The sequence below is a fragment of the Methylophilus sp. genome (genome assembly GCF_008015755.1).
In the GTDB taxonomy this organism is placed as follows: domain Bacteria; phylum Pseudomonadota; class Gammaproteobacteria; order Burkholderiales; family Methylophilaceae; genus Methylophilus.
In genome coordinates this window covers 1-25660 of record NZ_SSGF01000007.1, presented here as the reverse complement: position 1 = coordinate 25660, position 25660 = coordinate 1, and the positions used below count along the sequence as shown (strand labels likewise).

The 25660-nt window shown below is 46.0% G+C and carries 29 protein-coding genes; 19 read left to right on the top strand and 10 right to left on the bottom strand.

Going from position 1 to position 25660, the window contains the following annotated elements; all coding sequences use genetic code 11:
• Positions 1-168: 168 nt before the first annotated feature.
• The gene (locus E6Q52_RS02615; protein ID WP_292818052.1) at positions 169-2325 is read right to left on the bottom strand and encodes a TonB-dependent siderophore receptor; all 2157 of its coding nucleotides are present in this window, start codon (positions 2323-2325) and stop codon (positions 169-171) included.
• Between the two features lie 232 nt (positions 2326-2557).
• Between E6Q52_RS02615 and E6Q52_RS02610 the strand changes: the two genes are divergently transcribed.
• The 4 genes from E6Q52_RS02610 to E6Q52_RS02595 all read left to right on the top strand — a co-directional run bounded on the left by E6Q52_RS02610 (position 2558) and on the right by E6Q52_RS02595 (position 5514).
• Positions 2558-3145 (top strand): TetR/AcrR family transcriptional regulator, encoded by a 588-nt coding sequence (locus tag E6Q52_RS02610; protein WP_292818050.1) that lies wholly within the window; start codon positions 2558-2560, stop codon positions 3143-3145.
• A gap of 91 nt (positions 3146-3236) precedes the next feature.
• Entirely contained in the window at positions 3237-4241 is a 1005-nt protein-coding gene (locus E6Q52_RS02605; RefSeq protein ID WP_292818048.1) for an NADP-dependent oxidoreductase, read from the top strand.
• A 46-nt stretch (positions 4242-4287) separates the two neighbouring features.
• Positions 4288-5115, top strand: coding sequence for an oxidoreductase (locus E6Q52_RS02600; protein WP_292818046.1), 828 nt, complete (start codon positions 4288-4290; stop codon positions 5113-5115).
• Between the two features lie 15 nt (positions 5116-5130).
• Positions 5131-5514, top strand: coding sequence for a hypothetical protein (locus E6Q52_RS02595; protein WP_292818044.1), 384 nt, complete (start codon positions 5131-5133; stop codon positions 5512-5514).
• A gap of 18 nt (positions 5515-5532) precedes the next feature.
• Here E6Q52_RS02595 and E6Q52_RS02590 read toward each other — a convergent pair whose 3' ends face one another.
• Positions 5533-6147 (bottom strand): TetR/AcrR family transcriptional regulator, encoded by a 615-nt coding sequence (locus tag E6Q52_RS02590; RefSeq protein WP_292818042.1) that lies wholly within the window; start codon positions 6145-6147, stop codon positions 5533-5535.
• 147 nt (positions 6148-6294) lie between these two features.
• Between E6Q52_RS02590 and E6Q52_RS02585 the strand changes: the two genes are divergently transcribed.
• Positions 6295-7206, top strand: a complete 912-nt coding sequence (locus E6Q52_RS02585) for an alpha/beta hydrolase (RefSeq protein ID WP_292818040.1) — start codon at positions 6295-6297, stop codon at positions 7204-7206.
• 114 nt (positions 7207-7320) lie between these two features.
• On the opposite strand, the gene E6Q52_RS02580 is transcribed toward E6Q52_RS02585, so the two are convergent.
• Positions 7321-8346 (bottom strand): aldo/keto reductase, encoded by a 1026-nt coding sequence (locus tag E6Q52_RS02580; RefSeq protein ID WP_292818773.1) that lies wholly within the window; start codon positions 8344-8346, stop codon positions 7321-7323.
• Between the two features lie 37 nt (positions 8347-8383).
• On the opposite strand from E6Q52_RS02580, the gene E6Q52_RS02575 reads away from it, so the two are divergent.
• Positions 8384-9477, top strand: a protein-coding gene (locus tag E6Q52_RS02575; protein WP_292818038.1) for an IS3 family transposase whose coding sequence is annotated in 2 segments (ribosomal slippage) — positions 8384-8645 and positions 8645-9477 — 1095 coding nt in all. Because the reading frame shifts where the segments join, the coding sequence is not laid out codon by codon here.
• Between the two features lie 89 nt (positions 9478-9566).
• Positions 9567-10025 carry a hypothetical protein gene (locus E6Q52_RS02570; RefSeq protein WP_292818036.1) on the top strand — a complete coding sequence of 153 codons (459 nt, stop codon included), beginning with the start codon at positions 9567-9569 and terminating at the stop codon, positions 10023-10025.
• 27 nt (positions 10026-10052) lie between these two features.
• On the opposite strand, the gene E6Q52_RS02565 is transcribed toward E6Q52_RS02570, so the two are convergent.
• Positions 10053-10883, bottom strand: coding sequence for a hypothetical protein (locus tag E6Q52_RS02565; protein ID WP_292818034.1), 831 nt, complete (start codon positions 10881-10883; stop codon positions 10053-10055).
• A gap of 147 nt (positions 10884-11030) precedes the next feature.
• On the opposite strand from E6Q52_RS02565, the gene E6Q52_RS02560 reads away from it, so the two are divergent.
• Positions 11031-11924 carry an HNH endonuclease gene (locus E6Q52_RS02560; RefSeq protein ID WP_292818032.1) on the top strand — a complete coding sequence of 298 codons (894 nt, stop codon included), beginning with the start codon at positions 11031-11033 and terminating at the stop codon, positions 11922-11924.
• On the opposite strand, the gene E6Q52_RS02555 is transcribed toward E6Q52_RS02560, so the two are convergent.
• Positions 11921-12202 (bottom strand): helix-turn-helix transcriptional regulator, encoded by a 282-nt coding sequence (locus E6Q52_RS02555; protein ID WP_292818030.1) that lies wholly within the window; start codon positions 12200-12202, stop codon positions 11921-11923. The genes E6Q52_RS02560 and E6Q52_RS02555 overlap by 4 nt on opposite strands.
• A gap of 146 nt (positions 12203-12348) precedes the next feature.
• Here E6Q52_RS02555 and E6Q52_RS02550 point away from each other — a divergent pair, with 146 nt between their 5' ends.
• From E6Q52_RS02550 to E6Q52_RS02510, 9 genes are all read left to right on the top strand, one after another.
• The gene (locus tag E6Q52_RS02550; protein WP_292818028.1) at positions 12349-12708 is read left to right on the top strand and encodes a hypothetical protein; all 360 of its coding nucleotides are present in this window, start codon (positions 12349-12351) and stop codon (positions 12706-12708) included.
• 114 nt (positions 12709-12822) lie between these two features.
• Positions 12823-13032, top strand: coding sequence for an antitoxin Xre/MbcA/ParS toxin-binding domain-containing protein (locus E6Q52_RS02545; RefSeq protein ID WP_292818026.1), 210 nt, complete (start codon positions 12823-12825; stop codon positions 13030-13032).
• Between the two features lie 48 nt (positions 13033-13080).
• Complete coding sequence (locus tag E6Q52_RS02540; RefSeq protein WP_292818024.1) at positions 13081-13431, top strand: XRE family transcriptional regulator; 351 nt, start codon at positions 13081-13083, stop codon at positions 13429-13431.
• 535 nt (positions 13432-13966) lie between these two features.
• Positions 13967-16471 carry a copper-translocating P-type ATPase gene (locus E6Q52_RS02535; RefSeq protein ID WP_367124738.1) on the top strand — a complete coding sequence of 835 codons (2505 nt, stop codon included), beginning with the start codon at positions 13967-13969 and terminating at the stop codon, positions 16469-16471.
• Between the two features lie 72 nt (positions 16472-16543).
• Complete coding sequence (locus E6Q52_RS02530; RefSeq protein ID WP_292818020.1) at positions 16544-16738, top strand: heavy-metal-associated domain-containing protein; 195 nt, start codon at positions 16544-16546, stop codon at positions 16736-16738.
• Between the two features lie 60 nt (positions 16739-16798).
• Complete coding sequence (gene cueR / locus E6Q52_RS02525) at positions 16799-17203, top strand: Cu(I)-responsive transcriptional regulator (protein WP_292818018.1); 405 nt, start codon at positions 16799-16801, stop codon at positions 17201-17203.
• 572 nt (positions 17204-17775) lie between these two features.
• Positions 17776-19041, top strand: coding sequence for a DUF2231 domain-containing protein (locus E6Q52_RS02520; protein WP_292818016.1), 1266 nt, complete (start codon positions 17776-17778; stop codon positions 19039-19041).
• Positions 19031-20410 (top strand): TolC family protein, encoded by a 1380-nt coding sequence (locus E6Q52_RS02515; RefSeq protein WP_292818015.1) that lies wholly within the window; start codon positions 19031-19033, stop codon positions 20408-20410. The genes E6Q52_RS02520 and E6Q52_RS02515 overlap by 11 nt, the downstream gene beginning before the upstream one ends.
• A 1-nt stretch (position 20411) precedes the next feature.
• Positions 20412-21806 (top strand): copper oxidase, encoded by a 1395-nt coding sequence (locus E6Q52_RS02510; RefSeq protein WP_292818013.1) that lies wholly within the window; start codon positions 20412-20414, stop codon positions 21804-21806.
• A gap of 253 nt (positions 21807-22059) precedes the next feature.
• On the opposite strand, the gene E6Q52_RS13140 is transcribed toward E6Q52_RS02510, so the two are convergent.
• Positions 22060-22191, bottom strand: a complete 132-nt coding sequence (locus E6Q52_RS13140) for a YHYH domain-containing protein (RefSeq protein ID WP_367124736.1) — start codon at positions 22189-22191, stop codon at positions 22060-22062.
• A gap of 799 nt (positions 22192-22990) precedes the next feature.
• Between E6Q52_RS13140 and E6Q52_RS02505 the strand changes: the two genes are divergently transcribed.
• Both E6Q52_RS02505 and E6Q52_RS02500 read left to right on the top strand, forming a co-directional pair.
• Positions 22991-23431 carry a hypothetical protein gene (locus E6Q52_RS02505; RefSeq protein ID WP_292818011.1) on the top strand — a complete coding sequence of 147 codons (441 nt, stop codon included), beginning with the start codon at positions 22991-22993 and terminating at the stop codon, positions 23429-23431.
• A gap of 19 nt (positions 23432-23450) precedes the next feature.
• Positions 23451-24407, top strand: a complete 957-nt coding sequence (locus E6Q52_RS02500) for a toll/interleukin-1 receptor domain-containing protein (RefSeq protein ID WP_292818009.1) — start codon at positions 23451-23453, stop codon at positions 24405-24407.
• 242 nt (positions 24408-24649) lie between these two features.
• Here the strand turns inward: E6Q52_RS02500 and E6Q52_RS02495 are convergent, their stop codons facing one another.
• The 4 genes from E6Q52_RS02495 to E6Q52_RS02485 form a co-directional block, all read right to left on the bottom strand.
• Positions 24650-24859, bottom strand: coding sequence for an MbcA/ParS/Xre antitoxin family protein (locus E6Q52_RS02495; protein WP_292818007.1), 210 nt, complete (start codon positions 24857-24859; stop codon positions 24650-24652).
• 103 nt (positions 24860-24962) lie between these two features.
• On the bottom strand, positions 24963-25202 hold the full coding sequence (locus E6Q52_RS13135; RefSeq protein ID WP_367124733.1) for an AbrB/MazE/SpoVT family DNA-binding domain-containing protein: 240 nt from the start codon (positions 25200-25202) through the stop codon (positions 24963-24965).
• Positions 25159-25536: a hypothetical protein gene (locus E6Q52_RS02490; RefSeq protein ID WP_292818005.1), complete on the bottom strand. Its 378-nt coding sequence runs from the start codon at positions 25534-25536 to the stop codon at positions 25159-25161. Before E6Q52_RS02490 ends, E6Q52_RS13135 begins: the two co-directional genes overlap by 44 nt.
• A partial coding sequence (locus E6Q52_RS02485; RefSeq protein ID WP_292818770.1) for an IS3 family transposase occupies positions 25526-25660 on the bottom strand: 135 nt, incomplete at its 5' end. The genes E6Q52_RS02485 and E6Q52_RS02490, both read right to left, overlap by 11 nt.

Below are 25660 nucleotides of genomic sequence, written 5' to 3'. Positions count from 1 at the left end.
TTCTTCTTCATTTCGTCAACGCCAGCGATTACTTTAGGGATGGCGATGTTTTTTTAATGCAGATGTGAATATCAGGGCAACAGGCAGGCGCTAAAAGCGTGTGTCTGGGCGTGAGGCTGACCAGCAGAAAACCCATTCCCCGGACAACCAGGGAATGGGCAGAGAGACTTAAAAGTTAGCAATCACTGACAACCGTGCCGCCAGTGGCGAACCCGGCGTAGTGTTGTTGTTATTGTGCGCATACAGGTAGTAGTCTTTATTGAGCAGGTTTTCAATATTGAGCTGCACGCGCAAGTCTTTATTCACCTGGGCAAACACAGCAGCATCCAGGCGCACATAGCCTGGCAAGGTCACGCTAGTGGATACCGTGGGGGCTGCCGCGTACATATCTGTACGGCTGATCACACCAAGCCCAGCGCCCCACACTTCATTAAAGTCATAACGGTTCCATAATGAAAACGTGTGACGCGGCACCATCGCCACTTCGGCCCCGGCAGGAATCACGTTGCCCGCCGTGGCATTGGGTTGCGTTTTGGTAAACTCGGCATCCTGGTATGCATAGCCGCCAGCCACACTCCAGGCGTCTGTCAACTTGCCATTAATGCCCAACTCCAGGCCTTTGGTTTGCTGCCCGTCCACCAGAATCTGGTTGGTGCTGGGATTCGCAGGGTCGGCCACCGCAATATTGTTGCGCTCCAGCTTGTATACCGCCGCCGTCAGCGCCAAGGCCGGTGAATAATCCCACTTCACGCCGACTTCAATATTGTTATATTTTTCCGGGTCAAAGGATTTGTTAATCGCGGTCAGGCTGGCCAATTGCTCACCTGCACGCGGCACGTAGCTAATGGCATAGCTGCTATACAGCGACAGATTTTCAACTGGTTTATAAATCAGACCGACGCGTGGTGAAAACAAATCATCGCGAGTGTTAATCCTGTAGTTGGCATCGGTAGACGGCAATCTACTATTAGTAAAGTCGGTATTAAAGCGGTCGTATCTCAAGCCAGCAATGGCAGACCATTGCGCGTTAAACTTCATCTGGTCCTGAAAATAGGCGGCATAGGTATCGTTCTGCACATAATTGTCTGCGTCTGTACCATTCTGGCGCCAGGTGATCGGCGCATTGGTGGTGGGGTCACTGAGTGGCACATTGACCGAAGTGGTCGCATTATTAAAAAAGCCGGTCTCACGATAATTAGATGTACGCTGACGCGCCAGCTCTACTCCGACCACAGACTCATGCTCAATAAAACCAGTCTCCCAGGCAAACGTCAGGTCAGTCTGGTTAATCAGGTTTTGGCGATCTGTCGCGTTGTTATAGGCGTCAATTCTGACCAAGCCTGCCGAGGTGACGGGGCCGTTTGCAAACACGTTCTGATAAAACTTATTGTAATTGGCGTAGCGGGTGCGGTTCTTCAGCGTCATGCCGTTATCAAACAAATGCTCAAACGACACATTAAACGCGGTGAGCTCGGTGTTGGTCGGGCTTTGTTTTGCGTTGCCAAAAAAGGTGGAGCGATTCGTCTCCACAGGTCGGCTGCCAAACGATGGAATTCCCCGGTCTGCCGTGCGGTCATCTTTAAAATATTCCAGACCAACGACCACCTTGGTTTTATCCGATGGCTGAATGGTCAACGTAGGGTTGATCGCTTTGCGCTCGAGGCTCACGCCGTCGCGATAGCTGTTGCCATCTTCATACATGGCATTTAAACGAAACGCCGCCACGTCATTGATCGGCTGATTAATGTCTACGGTCCCACGCGCCTGATCAAATGAGCCGTATTGCAAGCCCACCTCACGCAAGGGCGTCCAGTTGGCTTGTTTGGTGACGCGGTTTATCAGGCCACCAGCGCCGCCACGGCCAAAAATCATGCCATTCGGGCCTTTTAAAATCTCTACGCGCTCAATGTTATACAGGTCACGGTAATACTGCGTATCGTCTCGCACGCCATCCTGAAAGAAATCCGCCGTTGAGGCCAGACCACGGAACAAAAACGTTTCGCGATTACCCTCCCCTTGCGCTGCGCCAACGCCGGGGGTGTAACGGACCAGGTCACCCAAGTTTTGTACCGCCTGATCTTTCATCTGCGCCTGGTTAAAAATGGTGATCGACTGCGGAATATCTATGAGATCGGTCTCGGTTTTGGTGGATGCGCTGGACTTTTTGGTGACATATCCCTGGGTGATCTGCTGATTTTTTGGCGCCGACACCTTGATATCTGGCAGCGTTTGTACCTCTTCTGCGAACACGGGCTGCGTACTGCTAAAAACAATGCCAAGAACAGCGGCGAGCGGCCGCATGCGGAGAGCGTGTGTGTAATGCATTTATTTTCCCTTAATCATTATTTTATAATGAGAATAAATCTCATTCATTCAATGATAATAAATCTTAGAAAAAGTTTCAAAGTGCATTCTGTTTTTTTAATCATGCCAGAGGTGGATAGGCAAGGCTGCCCCTGATACAGACAGTCAACATAATTAAAATCACCCAGCAATAAAAGTCATCAGGCAATCAATGTGCTTGATAATATGATGACCATCATATATTATGAGGCGAATGAAAAGTAAATCTGTACCTAAAAGCGCGCCCAATCGCAAAGAGCTTACCCACACGCGCATCGTTGAAACGGCGGCCAAGGCCATTCGACGTAGTGGTTACAGTGGCACAGGCGTGGCCGACATCATGAAAGAGGCCGGATTAACGCATGGCGGTTTTTACGCGCACTTTGCCTCTAGGGATGACATGCTGGCTGAAGCCGCCAGTCAGGCAGGGGCAGAAACGCTGGCATTTACTGAGCAGCTATTAACCAATGCCCCGCAGGAACAACGCTTGTCGACACTGATGCATGCTTATTTATCCGATGAGCACCTGACCAATATTGAAATGGGCTGCTCATTCGCAGCATTAGGTTCTGAGATGCACAGGCAAGCCCCCGAGGTGAGAGCAGCCTCAACGCAAAGAATCAAACAAATGATCGGCTTAATCGAAGCCGAGTTATCGCAGCAAGCATCAAAGAAGCCGCATGAAGAGGCACTGCTGGTGGTTTCCACCATGGTGGGCACGCTGATGCTGGCGCGCGCAGTCGATGATCCTGAACTATCAGCGGCCTTGCGGCAAGCGGCGCTCCAGCAGTTTGCGCGTTAATGTTTTAAGCAATATGGCTTACTTTTTTTGGCATAAAAATATGATGAACATCATATTTTTATGCCATGACTCAATGATTTAAGGACCCCACATGAAAGCACTGATTTTAGAACGTTACGGCAAAGCCAATCAGCTCAGATTTGCTGAAGTTGCCCGCCCAACCATTAAGCCCGACGAAATCCTGGTGCAAGTCTATGCCGTTGGACTGAATCCGATTGACACCATGATCCCCAAAGGCAGTTTCAAGCCAATATTAAAGTTTGAGTTGCCCGCTATCATGGGCAGCGATCTGGCTGGCATCGTGGTGGAAGTTGGCGATCAGGTCACCACCTTTAAAACAGGCGATGCCGTCTATGCCAGTGTGTTTGATTTAGGCACAGGCTCGCTAGCAGAGTATGTCGCGGTGCCTGCCTCTGCGGCTGCCAGCAAACCGAAAAAATTAGATTTTGTACAAGCAGCATCTATCCCGATGGTCGGGCTGACCTCATGGCAGGCGTTCAACGATCATGGCAGTGCTATCAAGCGTGACCAAAAAATATTCATTCCAGCTGGCGCGGGCGGCATCGGCACGTTTGCAATTCAACTGGCCAAATACCTTGGCGCCACCGTGGCAACCACCACCAGCAGTCAAAATACTGCCCTGGTGAAACGACTGGGCGCCGATGAAGTGATTGATTACAAAACCCAGGCATTTGAACAGCGCTTGCAAGACTATGACTTTGTGCTCGGCACCGTCAGAGGCGATGGCATTGAAAAAGCGCTGCAGATTGTGAAACCCGGCGGCCATGTGGTGTCGTTAGTGGGTCCGCCAGATGTCGCATTTGCGCGCAAAAGAGGCATGAATATTATCATGCAATGGCTCTTTGGCTTGATCAGCAGCAAAATCAAACGACTCGCCAAAAAACGTCATATTGAATACGCCTTTATGTTTGTGCGCCCGGATGGTCAGCAGTTGACTGACATCGCCGGCATTCTGGATGACGGACATATCAAACCCGTCATCGATCAAGTGTTTTCATTTGATCAAACGCTTGAAGCGCTCGCTTACCTGGAGTCCGGTCGCGCCAAGGGTAAAGTGGTCGTGCGGTTTATTTAAAGCCAACATATCATCGATTTTTAATCTCACCCAAAGGAAATGACACATGAAAAATAAAGTCGCACTTGTGACAGGCGCATCATCCGGCATCGGTCAATCGATTGCGGAATTGTTAGCGCGGTCAGGCTATACCGTCTATGGCACCAGCCGCAAAGGCAACGCCACTGAACAGCGCAATTACAAGATCATTGCACTCGATGTGAATAGCGATGAATCCACCCAAGCAGCCATCAACACCGTGATACAGGCAGAAGGACGCATTGATGTGGTGGTGAATAATGCTGGTTTTGGCGTCGAAGCCGGTGGTGCGGAAGAAAGTTCGATCGCACAAATGCAACAAGTCTTTGAGACCAACTTCTTTGGCGTGGTGCGTGTGATTCAAGCGGTGCTGCCGTATATGCGCCAACAAAAACAAGGCCGCATCATTAATATCGGCTCTATGCTGGGCTTGTTACCCGCGCCCTATATGGCGACCTACTCCGCCACCAAGCACGCCATAGAAGGCTATTCAGAATCGCTAGACCATGAGCTACGCACCAGAGGAATTCGCGTGTCGGTGATTGAACCGGCATATACCAAGACCAACTTTGAGGCGAATGCGCCTGCACTAGACAGCAAAATTGAGGAGTATGCGCTGGCGAGAAAAGCATTGGCGAAGTTAATGAAAACCGCCATCGAAAGCGGAGATGATCCCATGGTGGTCGCGAAAGTGGTCCTCAAAGCGGCCAATGCTAAACATCCCAAAATACGTTATCCCGCCGGAAAACTCGCCTGTCGATTAAACTTTTTAAGAAAGTTTGCGCCCGCGGCATTGATGGATAAAGGCATTCGCCAGGAAATGAAGTTAGATATGCTCGATCACATCGCTGGTTAAACGCAAGGACAGATGATGCAGGTTTCTTTTCATACGCTCGCGCTGGTGACTGCAGGTATTTTTTTATTGATTGCCATCGTCTGGCTGTTTGCCCCCGCCCGTTTTCTAACGGCGTGGGGCGTCAAGGACTCGGCCGAGACCAGGCTCATCGGCAGGCGTGTGGCGGCGCTGTATGCCGGTGTCGCTGTCATGTTTTTTATAGCCAGAGATGCTGAGCCATCGCTCCCGCGTACCGCACTGAGTGTCGGCTTGGTAAGCACCTGCCTGCTACTCGCCGTATCAGGCGTAGTGGAGTGGCTGCAAGGCCGCGCTAGCAAAGGCATCCTCGCGGCGGCGGTGATCGAGCTGTTATTAAGCCTGTTGTTTGTGCAAGGCATGTCATCGGCGCCAGCGCTTTAAGGTATCTCGCATAGCCACTTAGGTGGCTACTGGCCATAACTCAATCACTTGATCAACCAGGGCAAGCAGCGCTTCTTTACTGGAGCCGTTAATGGCTTGCAGTGACAAGCCCTTGTGCAAAGTCACCACATACAGGGCCAGGCGCTCAGGATCGGCAGTGTGTTTGAGCTGCCCGGTTTGTTTTGCGCGCTCAAAGCAGGCCACCAGCTTTTGTTGATGCGTTTGCAAGGCATTGACCAACTGCTGCTGAATGCCTGTTTTTTGCAGTTGCTCACTGGCGGTGCTCATCACCACCAGGCAACCGTAAGGCGTCTCATTGTAAAACAACAATTCAATCGACTTTGTGAGCAGTGTTCTCACCATTTCTGTGGATGAGTGCTCATTCAGTACCTCATGAAAATAGGCCGAAGGCCCCGAAATATAAGCCTGCAGGACTTCCTGAAAAAGCGTTTCCTTGTTTCCAAAAGCCGCATACAAGCTCGGCCGGTTGAGGTCCAGCGCGCGCGTCAAATCCTCCAGCGAGGTGTTGTCGAATCCTTTTTGCCTAAACAAATCCAGCGCAATCTTGAGCGCGACTGCCTTATCAAACTTTCTGGGTCTTCCTCTTGGCCGTTTTATCTGTTCGCCTGACATACCCACACTCCAAATTAGAGAGATTGATCCATGATTAATAAATAATTTACCAAATAGTACATAAATACATTGACAAAGGCAAATGCAACGATTAAATTATTTTGTACTAATCGGTAAATTAATAAACAGGTTTAGGAGACCATCACAATGAACATCGTTAAATCCCTGATCAGTAAAACTTTTATTCTGCATTCTTTATTGGCCTTAGGCATGGTTGAAGCGGTTGCAGGCAGCGACAATATTGGGCTGGCGACGGCGAAGAATCAAACCATCGTCGCGGGCGGCACGACATTCTCATACCGCAGTTTTGGTCATCAACAAGGCACGCCGCTGGTGTTTCTGCAACACTTCACCGGCACCATGGATTATTGGGATCCTGCAGTGGTAGATGGCCTGGCCAAAACCCGCCGCGTGATTGTATTTAACAATACCGGCATGGGCCATAGTTCTGGCAAAGTTGCGGATAGCATTGATCAAATGAGCAAAGATGCGTACGCGTTCATCACCGCCTTAGGCTACAAACAAGTAGACTTACTCGGTTTTTCAATGGGGGGATTTATTGCACAAGAGCTGGCGGCCGCCCATCCAGACCAGATCAGAAAAGTGGTCTTGGTCGGCACCTCAAATAAAGGCGGCGGTGAGAATCTGATGAAAGTGCTTGGCGAAGCGTTTTCACAGAACCTGCCCGATCCACGTTTACATGTATTTTTTACCCAAAGTGTACAAAGCCAGCAGGCAGGCAAGGCATTCATCGCCAGGTCTACCGTGCGTCAGGATCGTGATCCTGAAATTTCTAAAGAGGACATGAACGCGCATGCAAAGGCACTCATCACCTGGGCAAATACCCCGGATCCAGAATTTGCCTTACTCAAAGCGATCCAGCAACCCGTGATGATTGTGCAAGGCTCAAACGATGAGATGTTAATCACTGACAATGCCATCACCTTGTACAAACACTTACCGAATGCGCAGCTGGTGCTGTACCCAGATTCCGGGCACGGCTCATTCTTCCAATATCCGACTGATTTCGTCAGCAAAGCGACCACCTTTTTGAATTAAGTTAAAAAAAACCCGCTAGCGCACTAGCGGGTTTTAAATGACTATCCAGCCTGTTAGCATATCTGTGATGAAAGCCATGGCCGCTCTGAACCACCCTCCTCAACCGCACCAAAATTACGCGTGTAAGCGATGCCAATCGTTCAAGCGCATGCCCGCAGCGATATTTTTAACCGAGGAAGCAATCTGTTCATGTGGCACGCCCAGGCTGACCTGACTCGCCGCATCCAAACGTGCAACCTGGCTGGCATCTAACACCACTTCAAGTGCGCCCAACGTCGCCTGGAGCTGATCGGCCGTTCTTGAACCTAAGATGGGAATCAAGGCGGTAGATGATGTCCGGGCTTGGTGCAACAGCCAGGCGATGGCAATATGCGTCGCGGTCGCACCCGCCTCTTTTGCCACTTCAAAAATTGTGTTCATTAATAAAGTATCTTTTTCGGTGGTTTCGGTATGCACCAACATGCCCAGTTTTTCTAAGCGTGTATTCGCCGGATGATCGCGATATTTACCAGTGAGCAACCCGCCGCCCAGCGGTGACCAGGTGGTGATGGCCAAGCCGAGTGCTTCAGCCATCGGCAGCAGCTCACGCTCGGCAGTGCGCTCCGCCAAACTATATTCTGTTTGAATGGCTACCATGGATGCCCAACCTCGCACCTCCGCCATCAGGTCTGCCCGCGCAATGCGCCAAGCAGGAAAATTCGACAAGCCTGCATAGAGAATTTTGCCCGCACGTACCAGGTCATCAAAGCCACGTAACACTTCTTCCATCGGCGTCATGCTGTCACTAATGTGCGCCCAATACAGGTCAATATGGTCTGTGTTCAAGCGCTTGAGGCTCTCCTCAACCGCGCGCATCATATTTTTACGGCTATTGCCTTTCGCAGATACCCCGGCAGTGGAATCGGTGCCATTGGTGTATTTGGTAGCCACCACAAAATGATCCCGGTCTGCGGCAATCAAATCGCCCAAAAGCTGTTCCGACTGGCCAAATTGATAGACATTTGCAGTATCAATAAAATTGCCACCTGCGCTGGCGTACAGCTCAAAGATCTTTTTGGCCTCTGCCGGTTCTGCGCCATGGCCCCAACCGGTGCCAAAATTACCGGTACCTCTGACCTGCTCCCCGTTTGCCCTACCAATTAAAAGTTAGTAAAGTCCACTCATTGGAGTGGATGTAATGAAGAAGAGTAGATTTACCGAAGAGCAAATTATTGGTTTTTTGAAGGAAGCAGAGGCTGGTTCACCAGTGACTGACATTTGTCGTCGTGGTGGCTTCAGTGATGCTACGTTCTATAAGTGGCGTGCCAAGTTTGGCGGCATGGAGGCGACTGAGGCGCAACGACTCAGAGCCCTTGAACGAGAGAACTCGGAACTCAAGAAGTTGCTAGCAGAAGCGCATCTGGATATGGCAGCACTCAAGGTTGCCTTTGGGGTAAAGCGCTAACCCCACAAGCGAAACGTGATGGCATACAGCGCATTCTGGATGCTCAGCTGATGTCAGAACGTCGTGCCTGTCGTTTAGTGGGGTTATCCAGATCCAGCTGGCGTGAAACACCACAGGATTCACATCAAACAGCTGAGTTACGTGAGCGTATCAAGGTCATTGCGCATCAGCGTCGTCGCTTTGGTTACCGACGTATTCACGACCTGTTACGATTCCAAGGGGTTGAAGTTAATCACAAGCGCATCTATCGCTTGTATACCGAGCAAAAGCTCAGCGTTAAGCGCCGCAAGAAAGTAAAGCGTCCTATCACTGAACGTGCTGAATTGCTGGTGCCATTAGCCCCTAATGAGGTATGGAGTATTGATTTTGTGATGGATAGTCTGGCTAATGGCAGAAAGCTAAAGTGTCTAACAATTGCCGATGACAAGACACACGAATGCGTGGATATTGCGGTAGACCATGGCATTGGCGGGTTGTACGTGACCAGAGTCTTGGAGCAGGCAGCTAGATTCAGAGGGTTTCCAAAAGCGATTAGAACGGATGGTGGGCCAGAATTCACAAGTCGGGTATTCATGGCTTGGATGCATACCCATGGGATTGAGCATTTATTGATTCAGCCAGGCAAACCAACACAGAATGCCTACATTGAATCATTCAATGGTAAATTCCGCGACGAGTGTTTAAATGAGCAATGGTTTGAGACACTCGCACAAGCTAGAAAGACAATTGCGCTGTGGCGTCAGGACTACAACGAAGTACGGCCTCATAGTAGCTGTGGTCGTATTCCGCCAGCAATCTATGCCCAAAAATTAAGGCATGCAAAATGATTTTTAATCGGACTTTGCTAACTTAAAAATGGTATGGCTTTGGGGGGCAGGTCAATGACCTAGACAGAATAGCAGCTACGAATCAACGGATGTTCAAGTATCGATTTGGATTGACTGCTAATGCGACGGTACGCTCCAAAATAATTGCCATTAAACGTCGATATAACTTAACCGATCCGGAAGTCAAAGCATTGGTTGGCTCCGGCCAAATCAGTGTTAAACAACACGAGGTATTTGCAACACCAGATAGGGTATCCCCCGTGCTTGGGTTCGTCTTTTTTGTAATTGTCAGCTTTATTTGTGGACTGAATATATTCTCAATCAGCATTGCGCAAACATCACCATGGAGAGTTTTTATAGCTCTTGGAATGATATTCAGTGTTTGGGGACTGTGTATTTACTACACCAAGAAGTTTATGGTGGCTCCTTGGCGAATTCTGGAGCGATCTGGGATTCTTAAAGACATCCCGACGAGCAGTATTTTGGATAGTTTACTAATGCGCTCATTCATTGTTGATATGAGCTACAACACTCATAATCAGAATTAGTCTTTTCTTAACGATGGTGCTACTAGGTTACTGCTGAGGGAACGCGGTAAACCAATCTTGATAATTCTCATCCAGCGGAATAATGCCAGGCATATCTTCATGTCTAGCTGGATGAATGCGCTCAATTACATCTCCAAACTTGCTTTTATATTTTTCCATTATTGCGTTGCCATAAGCTTCCAAGTCCTTGCTCAGCAACCGACTGAAAAAGATTACATCATCATTCAGACGACGTATTGCGTGCATCAAATCGTGATATTGGGCATTCGTATGGCCTTCCCCATAGGGTGTTGCAAAATATAGGGCTAGAAAATCGCCTTTACGGTTTTCCAAAGATAGCTTCTGAAATTCTGGAATCATTTCATTTCTCTTTACTATTGCGGCGTTCAGAGCCGATTGCATAGTGGTAATAGTAGATACAAGCGCTAAAGGCCTACCTGTGATTGATAAGTTTTCGTAGACCTGCTTTTGAAGTGCTATTAATGGCACTTCCTGAACTGGTAAGCTAGATAAATTAGCTTGGTACTCAAAAACGACCTCTTTGGCGGTAGTCCCGTGTTTTTTTGTTAAAAGATATTCTTCATAAACAGACTTTGCTTGGAAATAACTGTCTATTAGATGTTTTGTATTTTGTTTTTTAAGAGCAATGGCAGCATTGCAAATCATAAATGAAAAAGTAATTGCAGCATTTGTATTTCGTATCTGCGTCTGGAACTCCTCTTTCTCTTTACTTCGCTCCGCAATATTCTGAGCAGCTTTGGCGCCAGCATAAGCACCTGCTAACGCGCCGACCAACGACGTTGTGAATGCTGAGTTTAATATGTTTTCCCAAGTTAAGAGATCCAATATCCAGTTCATTAAACAATTCTCCAAAATGGCTATTTATGTCTTCAAGCCCGTCTAATAGCCTCACAGCGACGAGGTCATTTTTGTCAGCTTGTTGTTGCCTTACATTTATATTAACTTTGCTTCCAACTTTTTAATGCTTTAGTGGTTAAATGGATCATGGATCAAAAAAACATTACATCATTGACTGAAGCTGCAGCTCAAACACACTATCCCCCAGGATGGATAACGAAATCCATTGAGCTCAAGCCAAGTGGAAAGGCTCCAAAAAAATATGGGCCATACACTTACCGTTTTGGTGCTTCTATGACACTTAGTGTAATCCTTCCACGAAGAGGTTGGACACTGGTCAAAAAATCAAGAAATTACGTCTACCTAACACCGCCTGCTGGAGAGTTAACACCCCCATTTTACATTTCAATAGCAGTACCATCAGATGATCTATGCCTTGAAATCGCTAGAGAATGTTACGCACAAGGAGAATCCTGGCTTGGTCAACTAGGTGAGTGGCCTGCTCAGTATTTACATGAACGAAATACTGACATGCTTAAGATTTCGCGAGATCCAGTAACTGGAGAAATGGTAAGTGAACTCCTTAAAAACCCGCCTAAATCAAGTTTGCACATTGGAGAATGGGGGGCCTGGAATGCTGATGTCACTGGGATTGCGGGGGATTTCGCCATAGGTATATTTCCTCCGAGCTTTATTCGCACTGAGCAACTGCCAACACCGAACCTAACAGAGGGAACCCCAAGAGAGGTTCTGCTTACGAGTTATGAGCGAAACGAAGACGCTCGTCGACTTTGTATTGAGTACTATGGGGCTAAGTGCCAAGCATGCGGTTTGGTATATGAAAACAAATATGGTGTTATTGGTAAAGATCTCATTCATGTTCACCATGTGACCCCATTAGCCGATATCGGTGAGGCATATCAAGTTGACCCCATTAAAGACCTCATTCCACTGTGCGCCTCTTGTCACCATGTGGCCCACCACAGAACCCCTCCCTACACTGTCAGCGAACTTCGAGCTGCTATTGCAGCTAGCGTTTAGCGATTGATGGTACTCAACTCATCAGATACTTTCTTTTGCAGGTCAGCCAAGCTCAAACCCTCGTTTGCAATCAGGTACGATAAGGTAAGTATTGTGAGCGGATGCACTCCGATTGCATTTGCAAGGCTATCAATCTTATCAACACTAGGTTTCTTTCTGCCATTCTCTAAAACAGACATATATGTTCTGCTTGATATGTCGCTAAAGAACTCTTGCGTTAGTTGTTTGCTCAATCGGATTTCTTTGATTGCTAAACCTAGTGCTTTTTGAATTTCCATATTAAGCCCCAATAAAGGAGCTTATATAGCCAAAATGTGCTCTAAAGGACTATAATCTAAAGGACACATTGACTGAATTTCCCGAAATAATGCTAGCAACGCTTCATGAGGATAGTGTGCCGTATGTAAAGTCCAAAGAGGACGAATTGAATACCAGCTTCTGGCGATATGTCTATTTAGTCAATTGCGATTACTGGTTCCATGCAAACTGCTCACCAATAAAAGAAAGCAACGGGCGATCAATTGAGATAATTATTGGTCCCGATGGCGATCTAATGAATTTAATCAAAAATATAGAATTAAAGATCAACCATATTTATTTGATGAACTCTTTGATATTGGATGGCGCCAGGACATGGCAAAAGGAAGTAGTCAAATCCGTTTATCAAAACCATACTGATGGTACAGAAAAGGTCACAATCGAACTCAATGATGGGCGACTGTTTAGTCTTTCAAAAAAAGAAAGCCTCATAGAGTTTAGCAAAGTCTATTCATCAATGAGTTAGAGTAATTATGAAATCAGGCTGCAAGTGATCTCGGTCAGTGCATAGCTAGTGAGTGGTCAACAACATAAAAATAGTCTGTGATAAACAGCAATACCAATACTTCGGGATGTCGATATGAATATGGAGTCCAATAGCGCTGCAAATCTTGCACAAATCCGAGCCTTAGCTATTAATACCTTTGGTTCCGAATCGGTGGCAGAGTCTTGGCTCAATCAATATCATTCCTTGTTAGGAGCTACTCCTATCGTTGTGGCCAAATCAGCTTCTGGATTTGTTGAGATTCAGAAAATACTAAGTGCAATAAATTATGGTGCAGCTGTTTAAGCTGAAGCGGATGAAAATCCAGTGAGATTTTGTAAGGGTGTGGGATGGATGACTAAAAGCTTTTCAAATCTTCGTTTAACTATGAGCCCTGAATCGCAGCTGCGCTCTCAAACTATTACAGAAAAACTAATGAGAGAAATGCTATTGCATCACTTAAAGCAAACAGGTTCGCTCTCTCAACAGATACTTACACTAACTCAAACATTGGATGTTCATGAACCATCATTTAAAGAGTTAGAAAAGCTCGCAGATATATATTTATCTTCCTTACGCACACACGTTCAAGCTATGGGTGGTGAGTTGGAGATTGTCGCTCGCTTTACAAATAAGACCGTTAGAATAAGTAGCTTCTCAGATTTTGAAATGGAAGCAGAGACTGACAAAGATGCTCCAATTTAATATTGGCGTCCAAGGTTTCAAATGATCTCTTGGCCAACAGGGCTCATCTCCCTACATCGCCACGTCAGTGGGGGCTTAGCGTCCTTATCACATTGATCGAGAAGATCATCTAGATTGTATTTGAGTTTTACAACGCGAAACGCCTTTGGATCGACCATTAAAGTATCGCCAATGGCTGCACCGATTTCGGATAGTATCGCATTTGGCAACTGTACCGCGGCGCTATTGCCTTATTTTTGAATCTTTAATTTCATACCCATTCCCTACGTTTGATATGTCCATTTAGTCCCAACTTGCGCGTAAGCTTGTTCATCAATACCACCCTATTTTAGGCAAGACTCCCATAACATTGTGCGAATCAAATGCTGGTCTTCTAGAGGTTGAAAGAATTTTTAACGCCATCAATTATGGAGGCGTTGTTTGATCTAGCTTAAAGTACTACCTAATAGGATTCTTTAATTTACAATAAATCAGTTGACCTTCCCATGGAGGGAAGCTTTAGACTGGAAATATAGTTAATACAAGTTTCCGGATTATGAGCATGTCTAAAAAGACTTCAAGCGATGCCATCCAAAATATCTCGCTTCCTATCGAAGGGATGACATGCGCCAGCTGCGTTGGGCGTGTTGAAGCCGCCTTAACAAAGGTCCCTGGCGTAGAAAGTGTCTCAGTCAACCTGACAACTGAGCGAGCGACTATTCACGTTACCGAAGAGGTAAATCGCACAGCCTTGATCGAAGCTGTTCATAAAGTTGGTTATGAAGTTCCAACATCCAAGATAGAACTCAATGTTATTGGCATGACCTGTGCGTCATGTGTTGGGCGTGTTGAGAAAGCCCTCAGATCTGTACCAGGGGTCGTTGAAGCAACAGTTAACTTAGCCACTGAACGTGCCTCCATATATGGTTCTGCTGACCCAGCAGAATTGATTTCCGCGATCGAGCATATCGGTTACGAAGCTAAGGTCGTTGACTCTCTATCCTCCTTACAGGCTGTAGCAGAAAATCAAAAAGAGATTGAATTACTCAAATTGAAGCGGGACCTCATTCTCGCAGCAGCACTATCGTTACCAGTGTTTTTAATGGAAATGGGTGCGCATTTGATACCAGGTGTTCATGAATTAATCATGGATACCATTGGTATGAACACTAGTTGGTACATGCAGTTTGTGTTGACGGCTCTGGTACTGGCTTTCCCTGGTAGGCGCTTTTACCAGAAAGGCTTTCCTGCAATGCTTAGGCTTGCTCCAGACATGAACTCGCTCGTAGCAGTAGGTACTGCTGCGGCTTTCGGATATTCAATAGTCGCGACCTTTGCTTCTGGACTGTTACCGGAAGGAACGGTCAATGTCTACTATGAGGCGGCTGCAGTCATTGTCGTTTTGATATTACTTGGCCGATTTCTGGAGGCCCGTGCCAAGGGGCGCACTTCCGAAGCAATCAAGCGCCTGGCAAAAATGCAGGTCAAAGAAGCGCATGTCATGCGCAATCATCGCTTTTTGGATGTGCCTATCAATGAAGTGGTGCTGAATGATGTGCTCGAAGTGCGACCTGGTGAGAGAGTGCCGGTAGACGGTGAAGTCACCAATGGTAAAAGTTTCGTTGATGAATCCATGATCACTGGTGAACCCATCCCTGTTGAAAAAATCCTGGGTAGTTCTGTAGTCGGCGGCACCGTTAATCAGAAAGGGATGTTGGAGATGCGTGCGACAGCCGTTGGAAATCAAACCATGCTGGCTCAGATCATACGTATGGTGGAACAGGCACAAGGATCTAAGCTGCCAATACAGGCGCTCGTAGATAAAGTGACTATGTGGTTTGTACCTGCTGTTATGGGTGCTGCTTTGCTCACATTTATCAGCTGGATGATCTTTGGTCCATCCCCTGCGTTGACCTTCGCATTAGTGAATGCAGTCTCCGTGTTGATCATTGCGTGCCCATGCGCCATGGGTTTGGCTACGCCGACTTCAATTATGGTTGGAACGGGGCGAGGTGCCGAGCTTGGCGTATTGTTCAGAAAAGGCGAAGCATTACAGTTACTCAAGGATGCCAAAGTTGTCGCAGTTGACAAGACCGGTACGCTAACAGAAGGTCGGCCAGTACTGACCGACCTGGAAGTTGCAGAGGGCTTCGAGCGTAATAGTCTTCTTGCAAAAATCGGGGCGGTTGAATCTAAATCTGAGCATCCAATTGCCCGCGCTATTGTGACCGCTGCCACTGAAAATGGACAATCACTACCGTCTTTAACAGACTTTGAGTCTGTGACTGGTATGGGCGTAAGAGCAAGTGTTGAAGGTGCTCTCGTGGAAGTGGGCGCTGATCGCTTCATGCGACAACTAGGGTTAGATTTGAATGTCTTTGCGCAAACTGCTGAGCGGTTGGGTAAAGAAGGTAAATCACCTTTATACGCTTCTATTAATGGTCAGTTGGCTGGCATTATTGCAGTCGCTGACCCCATAAAAACTTCGACACCTGGTGCAATTTCCGCACTGCATCAGTTAGGTCTCAAAGTGGCCATGATTACTGGGGATAATGCCAAGACCGCACATGCAATCGCCCGCCAGCTTGGCATTGATGAAGTCATTGCTGAGGTCATGCCTGAGGGCAAGGTTGACACGGTACGCCGCTTGAAATCTACTTATGGGCAGATTGCTTTTGTGGGGGATGGCATCAATGATGCCCCCGCGCTGGCAGAAGCAGATGTAGGCCTGGCAATCGGGACCGGTACAGATATCGCTGTAGAATCAGCAGATGTCGTCTTGATGTCTGGCAATCTGCAAGGAGTGCCGAATGCGATTGCTTTATCCAAAGCAACGATAGGCAATATTCATCAAAACCTGTTCTGGGCATTTGCCTATAACACGGCTTTGATTCCGGTAGCGGCTGGGGTTCTTTATCCTGCCTGGGGGTTATTACTTTCACCAGTATTTGCTGCCGGAGCAATGGCCTTATCGAGCGTATTCGTTTTAGGGAATGCCTTGCGTTTACGGACATTCCAACCACCTTTAGTGGAACCCAACAACCACAAAGCCTTTGAATAATAATGCTTGACCTTACCATTATTGGAACCTTTAAGCTTATATCACTACCAATTATTCTTTAAGGAGTTGATGATGGAATTTCATATTGAAAATATGACCTGCGGTGGATGTGCAAGGGGTGTGACAAGTGCCATTAAAGCCATAGACCCAGAAGCAAGCATTACCACGGACCCTCCTACCAGGACGGTCAACGTTGAAACCAGCGTTGCAAAAGATGAGATCGTTTCAGCGCTTATAGATGCTGGTTTTCCACCTGCAACTAAGTAATTTCTATCTGCCTGCTGAGCAATATCAGCAGGCTTTTTACCTATCACTTGGGCATGGGCGATGAGTTTATTCAATATTGGGCAAGCTGCAAAGGCGTCGGGTATATCAACCAAAATGATCCGGCATTACGAAAGCGTCGGGTTGTTGCCTGTCGCTTCAAGAACTTTTGCGGGATATCGTCAATATTCTGAAAAAGATATCCATACGCTGAGTTTTATTCGACACTCTCGCGACTTAGGCTTTTCTATCAAGCAAATTGAGGAGTTATTAAGCTTATGGCAAGACCCGCATCGGCCAAGCAGTAAAGTGAAAGAATTAGCAAACGCCCATGTTGAAGCCTTAAACCAAAAGATTCAAAGCTTGATGTCGATTAAGTCGGAGCTACAAAAGCTTGTACATTGCTGCCATGGGGATGATCGCCCAGAGTGCCCCATCCTGGAGCAACTTGCGCTTAATCAAACATAGGGTCTTTCATAACAGGAAAACTTCAGTTTGGCACTGAATCATTTTTAATTTAGGGTTATCATATCCTCATCGTGAGAAAGCTCATTCAGATCTTCGCTATTTGGCTCATCGCAATCATTCTATCGGTGCAGGGATTTGCAGCGGTCAGCATGATGAATTGTGAGAAGCCACAAAGCCAGCATAACCATGAAAGTGTAAGTGGTCATAGCCATGAACACCACGAGGGTGCTGTGGATAGTCATGCTCACAAACATCAAGATGATACTAAGCACGCTTGTAATCATTGTTCCAAATGTTCAGTGTGCTGTTCAGGCTTCGCCTTTGCAGCGCCGGGTGACGACCTGAAGCATCATTTGATTGTTGCAGGTACGGCAATCGGTTTTATCGCCCCAGATTTCACTAGCCACATCTCCTCCGGCCCTGAGCGACCTCCGCGCTTTACCCTCATTTAGTATGTTATTGGCTAAAGTCCTATCAGGTCTTTAGCCAGCACACTTATGCTTTTGCATGCTCTGGGCAAGCAAAAGAATGTGTTTCCAACCAATGTTGGGAATTCTAAATGAGAGGTTTATATGAAATTTCCTACCCTAAAGAGAGCCTGGATAGCTTCTCTCTATCAATACTTACTATGTCTTGCAATGACATTACTGTTTGGTATCGGTGCGTCTCTTGCAGAAGAAAGCACAGCACCTTACCAGTCCACGTTTGAAGATTACAAGGCGACAAATAGTGACAATCAAACAGACTGGAAATCGCTAGATTCTTCAATTGCAGACCAAGGACATCAAATGTCAGGGATGCAGCACTCCTCAGATCAACCAATGAATCATGAAGCGATGGGACATAGTATGTCTCATGGCGATACGCATGCTTCACCTGACTCAAAGTCTCAGATGCCACCCATGGATCACAGCCATATGAAAGGCATGGATCATAACAGCATGCCGGGGATGGACCATAGCAACATGCATGACATGAATAGTCAGGCTGAGAATATGGGCCACAGCATGGCAAACATGGATCACAAATCATCTCCACCTGAAATGTCGGCACACACTCACGACCATACCATGATGAACCATGCTGGCATGGATCATCACGCAATGCAAAATATGAGTCATGCAGAAAGTGATAGTGAAGAGGCTGTATCAATGGCCCATGAGCATGGAAATTCAGAGGGTGTGCTTGCGGAAGAAGATCACTCAAGCCATATCCATGAGCCTTCAGAAGCCGTTAAACCAACAGCGCCCTCAGAACACACCGGTTTCCAAATTATTCCAAATTTGCATCCCGCAGTCGTGCACTTCCCAATTGCGTTGACGATAGTGGCATTCATTTTAGGCCTAGCTGAGCGCTTGCTCCGCCAATCTGCATCATCCACTTCATTGGCTGCTGCAGGATCTTATGTATTGATACTAGCCGCTGTGAGTGCTGTGGCTGCCGTTGGTTTTGGTTGGCTGGCATTCAACTCAACCATGAATCACGATGATGCTGGTCATGCTGCCATGTTGCTGCATCGAGCCTGGGCAATCCCTACTGCTGTTGGATTGGTGCTCGTTGCAATCTGGCACTCGTTGAAATCGCGTCAGGATAGCCCGATGTCCATTCCTGTATTAGTTTGCCTGGCTGGTTTATCCATGTCTGTCGCTACAACGGCATGGCTGGGTGGTGAAGTGGTCTATCACCATGGCATTGGTGTTCTATCTTTACCTGCATCTGGTGGCCATCATCATGCTGGACACCACCATGGTAAAGCAAGTGAATCAGCAATACCGGCTAAGGACAGTCATTCAGGTCACCAACATGCATCCTCTGAAGGAGATTCACATGCGCACTAATATTGGAAATCTCAGAGCACGCAGTGCCATTCTTGTTGCCGTTAGCTTGTTATTAGGTGGCTGTGCGACCTTCTCCAAAGATGGCGGCATGGATGAGGTACAAAAACAAACTCAACCGCACCTGAAGCAAGCGTATGAATGGGCAAAGACGGAAGAGTCTAAAAAGTCCCTGCAGGACAAGACTCAGGCATTGCTTGCACAACCTTTGGATGTAGAAGGTGCAGTACAGGTGGCGCTTTACAACAACAAAGGACTACAGGCTTCATTCTACGAACTGGGCATCTCAGAAGCAGACCTTGTACAGGCAGGCCGATTGCCTAATCCACGCTTCTCTATGCTTTATGCGCGTAATGGCGGTGAGTACAAGATCGAGCAGGCATTCACGTTCAACGTCTTCTCATTGATCACGATGCCTAAAGCGGTAGAGGTTGAAAAAAGACGTTTCGCCCAGACACAAGCCTCTACCGCTATTGAAGTCCTGAAGCTCGCCTATCAGACACGTATCGCTTATTTTAATGCGGTAGCCGCTACTGAATTGGCCAGATATAGCGCACAAGTGAAAGAGTCTGCAGAAGCTAGTGCTGAGTTGGCTAAACGACTGCATGAAACCGGCAACTGGAATCGACTGGAGCAGTCACGTGAGCAGAGCTTCTATGCCGATGCCGCCCTTGAATATGCTAATGCAAAGAATGCTGAAGTGAGGGCATATGAGGCTTTGGCCAGGCAATTAGGTGTGAAAGCTTCACAACTCACAATCCAATCTCGGTTACCTGATCTGCCTAAGTCTCTTTCAGAGTTACAGGCCTTTGAACAAAATGCCTATGAACAACGATTGGACTTGCTGGTTAAGCGCTCTGAAATGGATGCTTTGGCTAAGCAGCTAGGACTGACCAAAACCACGCGATTCATCAATGTGATCGAGTTAGGCCCGGCAAGAGTATTGGAGGGCAGAAGAAGCGAGCCTTACAAGAAAGGTATTGATATCGCTTTTGAAATTCCGTTGTTTGACTGGGGCCAGGCCAAGGTGCCACGGGCAGAGTCAATTTACATGCAGTCCGTACAGGAAACTGCTCAGTTGGTGACCAATGCGCAATCTGAGATACGAGAACGGTATAACACTTATCGCACCAAACATGATGTCACTCGTCACATTCGCGATGAGATTGTGCCATTACGCAAACGTATATTGTACGAGGATCAACTGCGCTATAACGGCATGCTCACAAGCCCATTTGAATTATTTGGCGATGCCAGGGCGCAAGTACAAAGTGTAAAAGGCTATATCGAATCATTACGTGATTTCTGGTTAGCTGATGCTGAATTACAAGCTACTTTAGTCGCTAGTCCTCGTTTGATGGAAGGTCAATAAGATGACAACTATGGATAGAAGAAACTTTTTTAAATATGCTGGATTAGGCATGGCTGGCGTTGCCGTCAGCGCTGTTAGCAAGGCTGCATTGGCTGCTATTCCGGAAATCATCACCTCTGAGGTGGCAAACACACAAGAGCCACTTTATCCTGGCACAGGGCGTCCGTATCAGCCGGTGGTTACCTTGAATGGCTGGAGCCTTCCCTGGAAGATGAACAATGGTGTGAAAGAGTTTCACCTTGTTGCGGAGCCTGTCGTCAGAGAGATTGCACCGGGTATGAAAGCTAATCTTTGGGGCTACAACGGCCAAAGCCCTGGTCCCACAATCGAAGTTGTTGAGGGTGATCGTGTCCGTATTTTTGTGACAAACCGCTTGCCCGAGAAAACTAGTGTTCACTGGCATGGTCAGCGTTTGCCTAATGGTATGGATGGTGTCAGTGGTTTGACGCAACCTGCCATTGAGCCTGGCAAAACGTTTGTTTATGAGTTCGAAGCCAAACGACCAGGCACGTTTATGTATCACCCTCACGCGGATGAAATGCTGCAAATGGCCATGGGCATGATGGGTAGTTGGATTACACACCCCAAGAACCCGAAATTTATGCCAGTGGATCGTGATTTTGTGTTTTTGCTTAATGCTTATGACATCGAGCCTGGCAGCTTTACCCCTAAGGTGAACACCATGCTGGATTTCAACTTATGGACTTGGAATAGTCGTGCATTCCCAGGTATTGATCCTCTCGTTGTTCGTAAAGATGATCGTGTGCGTATCCGCGTAGGGAATCTAACCATGACGAATCATCCGATCCATTTACATGGGCATGAGTTCGAAGTCACGGGAACAGATGGTGGTTGGGTACCAAAAACCGCACGTTGGCCAGAAGTGACTACTGATGTGGCCGTTGGTCAAATGCGTGCCATTGAGTTTGTTGCAAACGAGCCTGGCGATTGGGCATTTCACTGTCACAAAAGCCATCACACTATGAATGCCATGGGGCACAACTTCCCAACCATGATAGGTGTGAAACAGGGCGATCTGATGAAAAAGATCACCAACCTCGTGCCTGATTACATGCCTATGGGTGAAACAGGCATGTCTGAAATGACAGATATGTCTGAGATGATGGATATGCCATTACCTAAAAACACATTGCCAATGATGATGGGCAACGGTCAGTTTGGATCACTTGAGATGGGCGGGATGTTTACGACAGTGAAAGTTAGAGATGGGCTCGCCAGAAATGACTATAAAAATCCTGGTGATTATAAACATCCAAGCGGCACGGTTGCGCATGCAGTTGATGTGGATCTAACAAAGGTTGAACGTCAAAAGCCTCATGTTGAAGGTGAGTTGGAGGTCAATGTCAGGAAGCCCATTAATCATTCTGGGCATTAGTGACGTGATGGGCTTTTGACCTTAACTAACGCAAAAACGGCTTGCATATTCGCAAGCCGTTTTGTTACTTACTCCAATGGCCTAGAACCCACTCCCATTTATGTGTTCCATAATTCCAACGCCAATGTGCTTTAACCCATTTTGTTTTACCGAGCGGGCGTACCGTTTGTATATTCTGTAGTCTATCCGGTGGTTTTGGTGGCTTAGGAGGTTTTGGTGTCTTAATTTTAAAAGTAGCCATATACCCTCCAAATTAATGACAGTGATATGTACCAGTTTGGCGATCATGATGACAGCCATTCTTATCTGTGCCACCGGAGTGGGCACTGGCAAAACTTGAGCAAACAATGATGCATACAGCAACTCCAGCAATAATCCCTTTCATAGCAAAACTCCCTTTTTGAACATAGTTAATGTGTTTCAAGTTTAAGAAAGTATGGACAGCCAGTTACTTAAGCAGGCTCTAAAAAAACCTGAGAGCATAATAAAGATTTGAGTCTTGAACTGCAATAAGATATGAGCTGCTCATTAGGACTGGAACGACTGCTCAACACGCTGGAATGACTGCTCAAAATGAATGGAATACACAACTGGCTATCCAAGACCAATAAAGAATATCTGGAGCAATTACAGCTAATAGCCGAAATATAATGGATGCACTTTTCTCAATCTTTGAAAGTTGCGACTGAGTTTTTTTGATACGCATTCAAATGTCATTTAGAGCGTGAAGCCTCCACCTCATCCTCCAAATCCGGAAAATTGCTGTTTCTAACGGAGACCTCCGTAAAACGAGCGGTGATTTCCAGGTCACCTCCCATGTTCTGGATATGGGTACGTAAGGTAGTTAAGTACATATCTGTTTGTTTTTCTAACTTTGAAATTGATCGCGGTGGTACAGCTAATACTTCAGCGAGCATCGTTTGGAAAGTCCACGTGCATATCTCAATTTGCTCAAAGGCATTTAATTAAAGGTTGTTTTGTTATAAATTGAGAGCCCAGTTGTGATTCAGATGTCATACATAAACGAAGACTTGAGAATGCTTTAGCCATTTGTCAGTGCTTCCTTTCATCTTGTACATGATTATCAGTAGCCGACTTTCATTTAGGCTCTGAGATCGCAGCTAATATGAGGTTTATATTCTTCGATAAACATGCTGCATTATTAAATAATTCGGTGGTTGAAAATGAAACTAATATCAAACAGCTATCAAAAAGCACTTCACCTTTCCAATCTCAACAAAGAATTGAAATACTTTTTTGAGAGGTTCTTTAATGAAAGCCAACGTTTAACTGATCCAACCTATGGGTTTTCAGGTATCTCTTTTGAAGACAATCTGGAAAGAAACTTTTTTGATGTTTCGTATCTGGGTGTACAACTTAGGTTCGAATTCAATCTATGTATCGGTGAAGATGGTGTGGCGGAAGGCAATATTTATTGCTCAAAAGAGAGCCCAAATTTTTCTAAGGAGAAAAATATCATCGGAACATTCAAATTTGATCAGGCCGGAAAAACAAACTTTGAATCTGATAATGACCAAGAGACTGTTAGACTTCAGTATCAAGCTATAGAGATTATTTCGCATTTCATTTACTTATCTGCCACTAAACCATTAATTAATAAATAATTTTTCAAAAGGAAAAACTGTGACTTCCTTAGTTTTCTCTTATTCTCATGTAGATGAATTATTGAGAAATGAATTAGAAACGCATTTAACAGGCTTGAAACGGCAGGGCTTGATTGATACCTGGCATGACCGGCGGATTAAGGCAGGGCAAGAATTTGCAAATCAAATTGACCAGCATTTCGAAAATGCCGACATAGTACTTTTGTTGGTTAGCCCGGATTTCATTGCTTCAGACTATTGTTACAACATAGAAATGACGAAATCGTTAGCTCGTCACGAGTCTAAAGAGGCAATTGTTATTCCAGTAATACTTAGACCGTGTGATTGGCATGAATTACCATTTGGTAAATTAATGGCCGCGACAACGGATGGTAAACCGATAGTGCATTTTCCGACACACGATGATGGATTTTTGGAGGTTGTTAAATCTATCAAGAATGCATTAAAGAGGACACCCAGTACCAACGTTAAATCAGTAGTGAATAATGATTCAATCGAATCATCCCTTTTCCCCAGTCAGATGATTGAAGAGAATATTGAGCGATCTAGTAATCTTAGAATTAAAAAAACATTTTCCGATAGAGAAAAAGACAAAGCAAGAATTCAAGCGTATGAATATATCTCAGGCTATTTTGAGAACTCTTTAAACGAGTTAGCTGCTAGGAATACGGATGTTGAATGTGAATTTCGAAGGATTGATGCAAATAGTTTTGAAGCAGCAATTTATGTTCAAGGTAAACGTAAATCAAGATGCGGTATATGGACAGCTGATGGACGAGGTGGAGATATTTTTTTCAGCTCCAGTGGCGTAAGTCATAACAGTTATAACGAATGTATGACTTTATCTGATGATGGTTATGCTTTAGGCTTTAGACCAATGGGGATGGCTTTCAGAGGTCATACTAATCAACTTCTGAGTAATGAGGGTGCAGCAGAGGTATTCTGGGAAATGTTGATTGAGTCACTACAACATTAGATGTACTTGCTAAGTGAGTCTACAGCGCATGCTACAAGCTATTTCTTTTTTGATTTGTGCTGTTTATAAGTAAGAATTGCCAAGGCTATCGCAAAGACAGTACCAATAATACTTAAGAAAATAGCTACATTTAGCATAGTTAGCTTTCACTTCTTAACTCTTGTTTTACCTATCCATCAGCGACATAAAAGCATAGCAGTGATATTGAGTTTTAGTACAAACATTACTCGCATTAAAGGGTATTAAGCTACTCCACCATAACTTATCGCACCTAATATTTTTTTGACCTCTTGTACCCCCTGATCTGACTCCGCGATGGTCAAGGGTGTATCGCCTAACATGAGGTTGTAATCATTCATCCACGCCTCAGCGGTCTCTTGAGAGCCAAAGGTGTCTATTGCCAATTCAAGAATATGGGCTTGATTCGCGGAATATTCGGATTTAATTTTCATAGGTAATATCCATTCTAGTTTCAGCAAACCCAAGTTTGTATATTGAGTCGCATAGGTTTAAATTCCGTCATCTAAAAATACCGTCTTTACCCTAAAACAGTAATCATAGCTTTTCATGCCCATATGGTACTGCCATCTCCCACTCGTCCATATCAGAGGGAGCAACAGCATTGATGTCACACATGGCGATAAGATCATCCAATTTGTATGTTGGTCTACTCAACTTAAATGCCTTAGCATCGATCTCGACAACATCTCCAATAGTGGCACCGATTTGCGATAGCAGTGTCCGAGGTAATCTAATCGCTGCGCTGTTCCCCCACTTTTGAATTTTTAGTCTCATGTCTATGCTCCCCAAAAAATGTGTCTATCTCAAAAAGGATCAACCAATAGCAAAGCTGTTCTCGGTGCCTGATAACCCACTGTTTTGCGCGTTTAACTTTTCCGATGCCTTTGGTTACCGGAATATAACCGGATGGCTGCCAATATGTAGTCGAAAAAATGCCAGCTTTGCGAAATGCAGTACGAATCTCATCCGCATCCTCTTTGAAGATCAAACTACCACTTACACCAACATTTAAATAATTCAGAAGCCCGTTGTCGGAATAGCGTATCTGAGCAATGTAATTATTGATTCTGGACTTCACCCGCTTTACTAGACGATTATCAGGTTCCAATCTGTAACTTTTCAAACTCCATTGGACTCAGCTGATTGAGATGGCTGTGACGCCGTTTTCGATTGTAAAACACTTCGATATATTCAAATATCTCTGATTTAGCTTCCTCTCTTGATGCATAGAT

What these genes read in the sequence shown, in the direction of transcription:
- E6Q52_RS02615 (WP_292818052.1), bottom strand. Translation starts at nt 2,325, where the DNA reads ATGCATTACACACACGCTCTCCGCATGCGGCCGCTCGCCGCTGTTCTT.
- E6Q52_RS02515 (WP_292818015.1), top strand. Translation starts at nt 19,031, where the DNA reads ATGCGCACTAATATTGGAAATCTCAGAGCACGCAGTGCCATTCTTGTT.
- E6Q52_RS02510 (WP_292818013.1), top strand. Translation starts at nt 20,412, where the DNA reads ATGACAACTATGGATAGAAGAAACTTTTTTAAATATGCTGGATTAGGC.
- E6Q52_RS02605 (WP_292818048.1), top strand. Translation starts at nt 3,237, where the DNA reads ATGAAAGCACTGATTTTAGAACGTTACGGCAAAGCCAATCAGCTCAGA.
- E6Q52_RS02560 (WP_292818032.1), top strand. Translation starts at nt 11,031, where the DNA reads ATGGATCAAAAAAACATTACATCATTGACTGAAGCTGCAGCTCAAACA.
- E6Q52_RS02595 (WP_292818044.1), top strand. Translation starts at nt 5,131, where the DNA reads ATGCAGGTTTCTTTTCATACGCTCGCGCTGGTGACTGCAGGTATTTTT.
- E6Q52_RS02600 (WP_292818046.1), top strand. Translation starts at nt 4,288, where the DNA reads ATGAAAAATAAAGTCGCACTTGTGACAGGCGCATCATCCGGCATCGGT.
- E6Q52_RS02520 (WP_292818016.1), top strand. Translation starts at nt 17,776, where the DNA reads ATGAAATTTCCTACCCTAAAGAGAGCCTGGATAGCTTCTCTCTATCAA.
- cueR (WP_292818018.1), top strand. Translation starts at nt 16,799, where the DNA reads ATGAGTTTATTCAATATTGGGCAAGCTGCAAAGGCGTCGGGTATATCA.
- E6Q52_RS13135 (WP_367124733.1), bottom strand. Translation starts at nt 25,202, where the DNA reads ATGAGACTAAAAATTCAAAAGTGGGGGAACAGCGCAGCGATTAGATTA.
- E6Q52_RS02570 (WP_292818036.1), top strand. Translation starts at nt 9,567, where the DNA reads ATGTTCAAGTATCGATTTGGATTGACTGCTAATGCGACGGTACGCTCC.
- E6Q52_RS02495 (WP_292818007.1), bottom strand. Translation starts at nt 24,859, where the DNA reads ATGAAAATTAAATCCGAATATTCCGCGAATCAAGCCCATATTCTTGAA.
- E6Q52_RS02555 (WP_292818030.1), bottom strand. Translation starts at nt 12,202, where the DNA reads ATGGAAATTCAAAAAGCACTAGGTTTAGCAATCAAAGAAATCCGATTG.
- E6Q52_RS02535 (WP_367124738.1), top strand. Translation starts at nt 13,967, where the DNA reads ATGAGCATGTCTAAAAAGACTTCAAGCGATGCCATCCAAAATATCTCG.
- E6Q52_RS13140 (WP_367124736.1), bottom strand. Translation starts at nt 22,191, where the DNA reads ATGAAAGGGATTATTGCTGGAGTTGCTGTATGCATCATTGTTTGCTCA.
- E6Q52_RS02505 (WP_292818011.1), top strand. Translation starts at nt 22,991, where the DNA reads ATGAAACTAATATCAAACAGCTATCAAAAAGCACTTCACCTTTCCAAT.
- E6Q52_RS02590 (WP_292818042.1), bottom strand. Translation starts at nt 6,147, where the DNA reads ATGTCAGGCGAACAGATAAAACGGCCAAGAGGAAGACCCAGAAAGTTT.
- E6Q52_RS02610 (WP_292818050.1), top strand. Translation starts at nt 2,558, where the DNA reads ATGAAAAGTAAATCTGTACCTAAAAGCGCGCCCAATCGCAAAGAGCTT.
- E6Q52_RS02565 (WP_292818034.1), bottom strand. Translation starts at nt 10,883, where the DNA reads ATGAACTGGATATTGGATCTCTTAACTTGGGAAAACATATTAAACTCA.
- E6Q52_RS02530 (WP_292818020.1), top strand. Translation starts at nt 16,544, where the DNA reads ATGGAATTTCATATTGAAAATATGACCTGCGGTGGATGTGCAAGGGGT.
- E6Q52_RS02540 (WP_292818024.1), top strand. Translation starts at nt 13,081, where the DNA reads ATGACTAAAAGCTTTTCAAATCTTCGTTTAACTATGAGCCCTGAATCG.
- E6Q52_RS02585 (WP_292818040.1), top strand. Translation starts at nt 6,295, where the DNA reads ATGAACATCGTTAAATCCCTGATCAGTAAAACTTTTATTCTGCATTCT.
- E6Q52_RS02545 (WP_292818026.1), top strand. Translation starts at nt 12,823, where the DNA reads ATGAATATGGAGTCCAATAGCGCTGCAAATCTTGCACAAATCCGAGCC.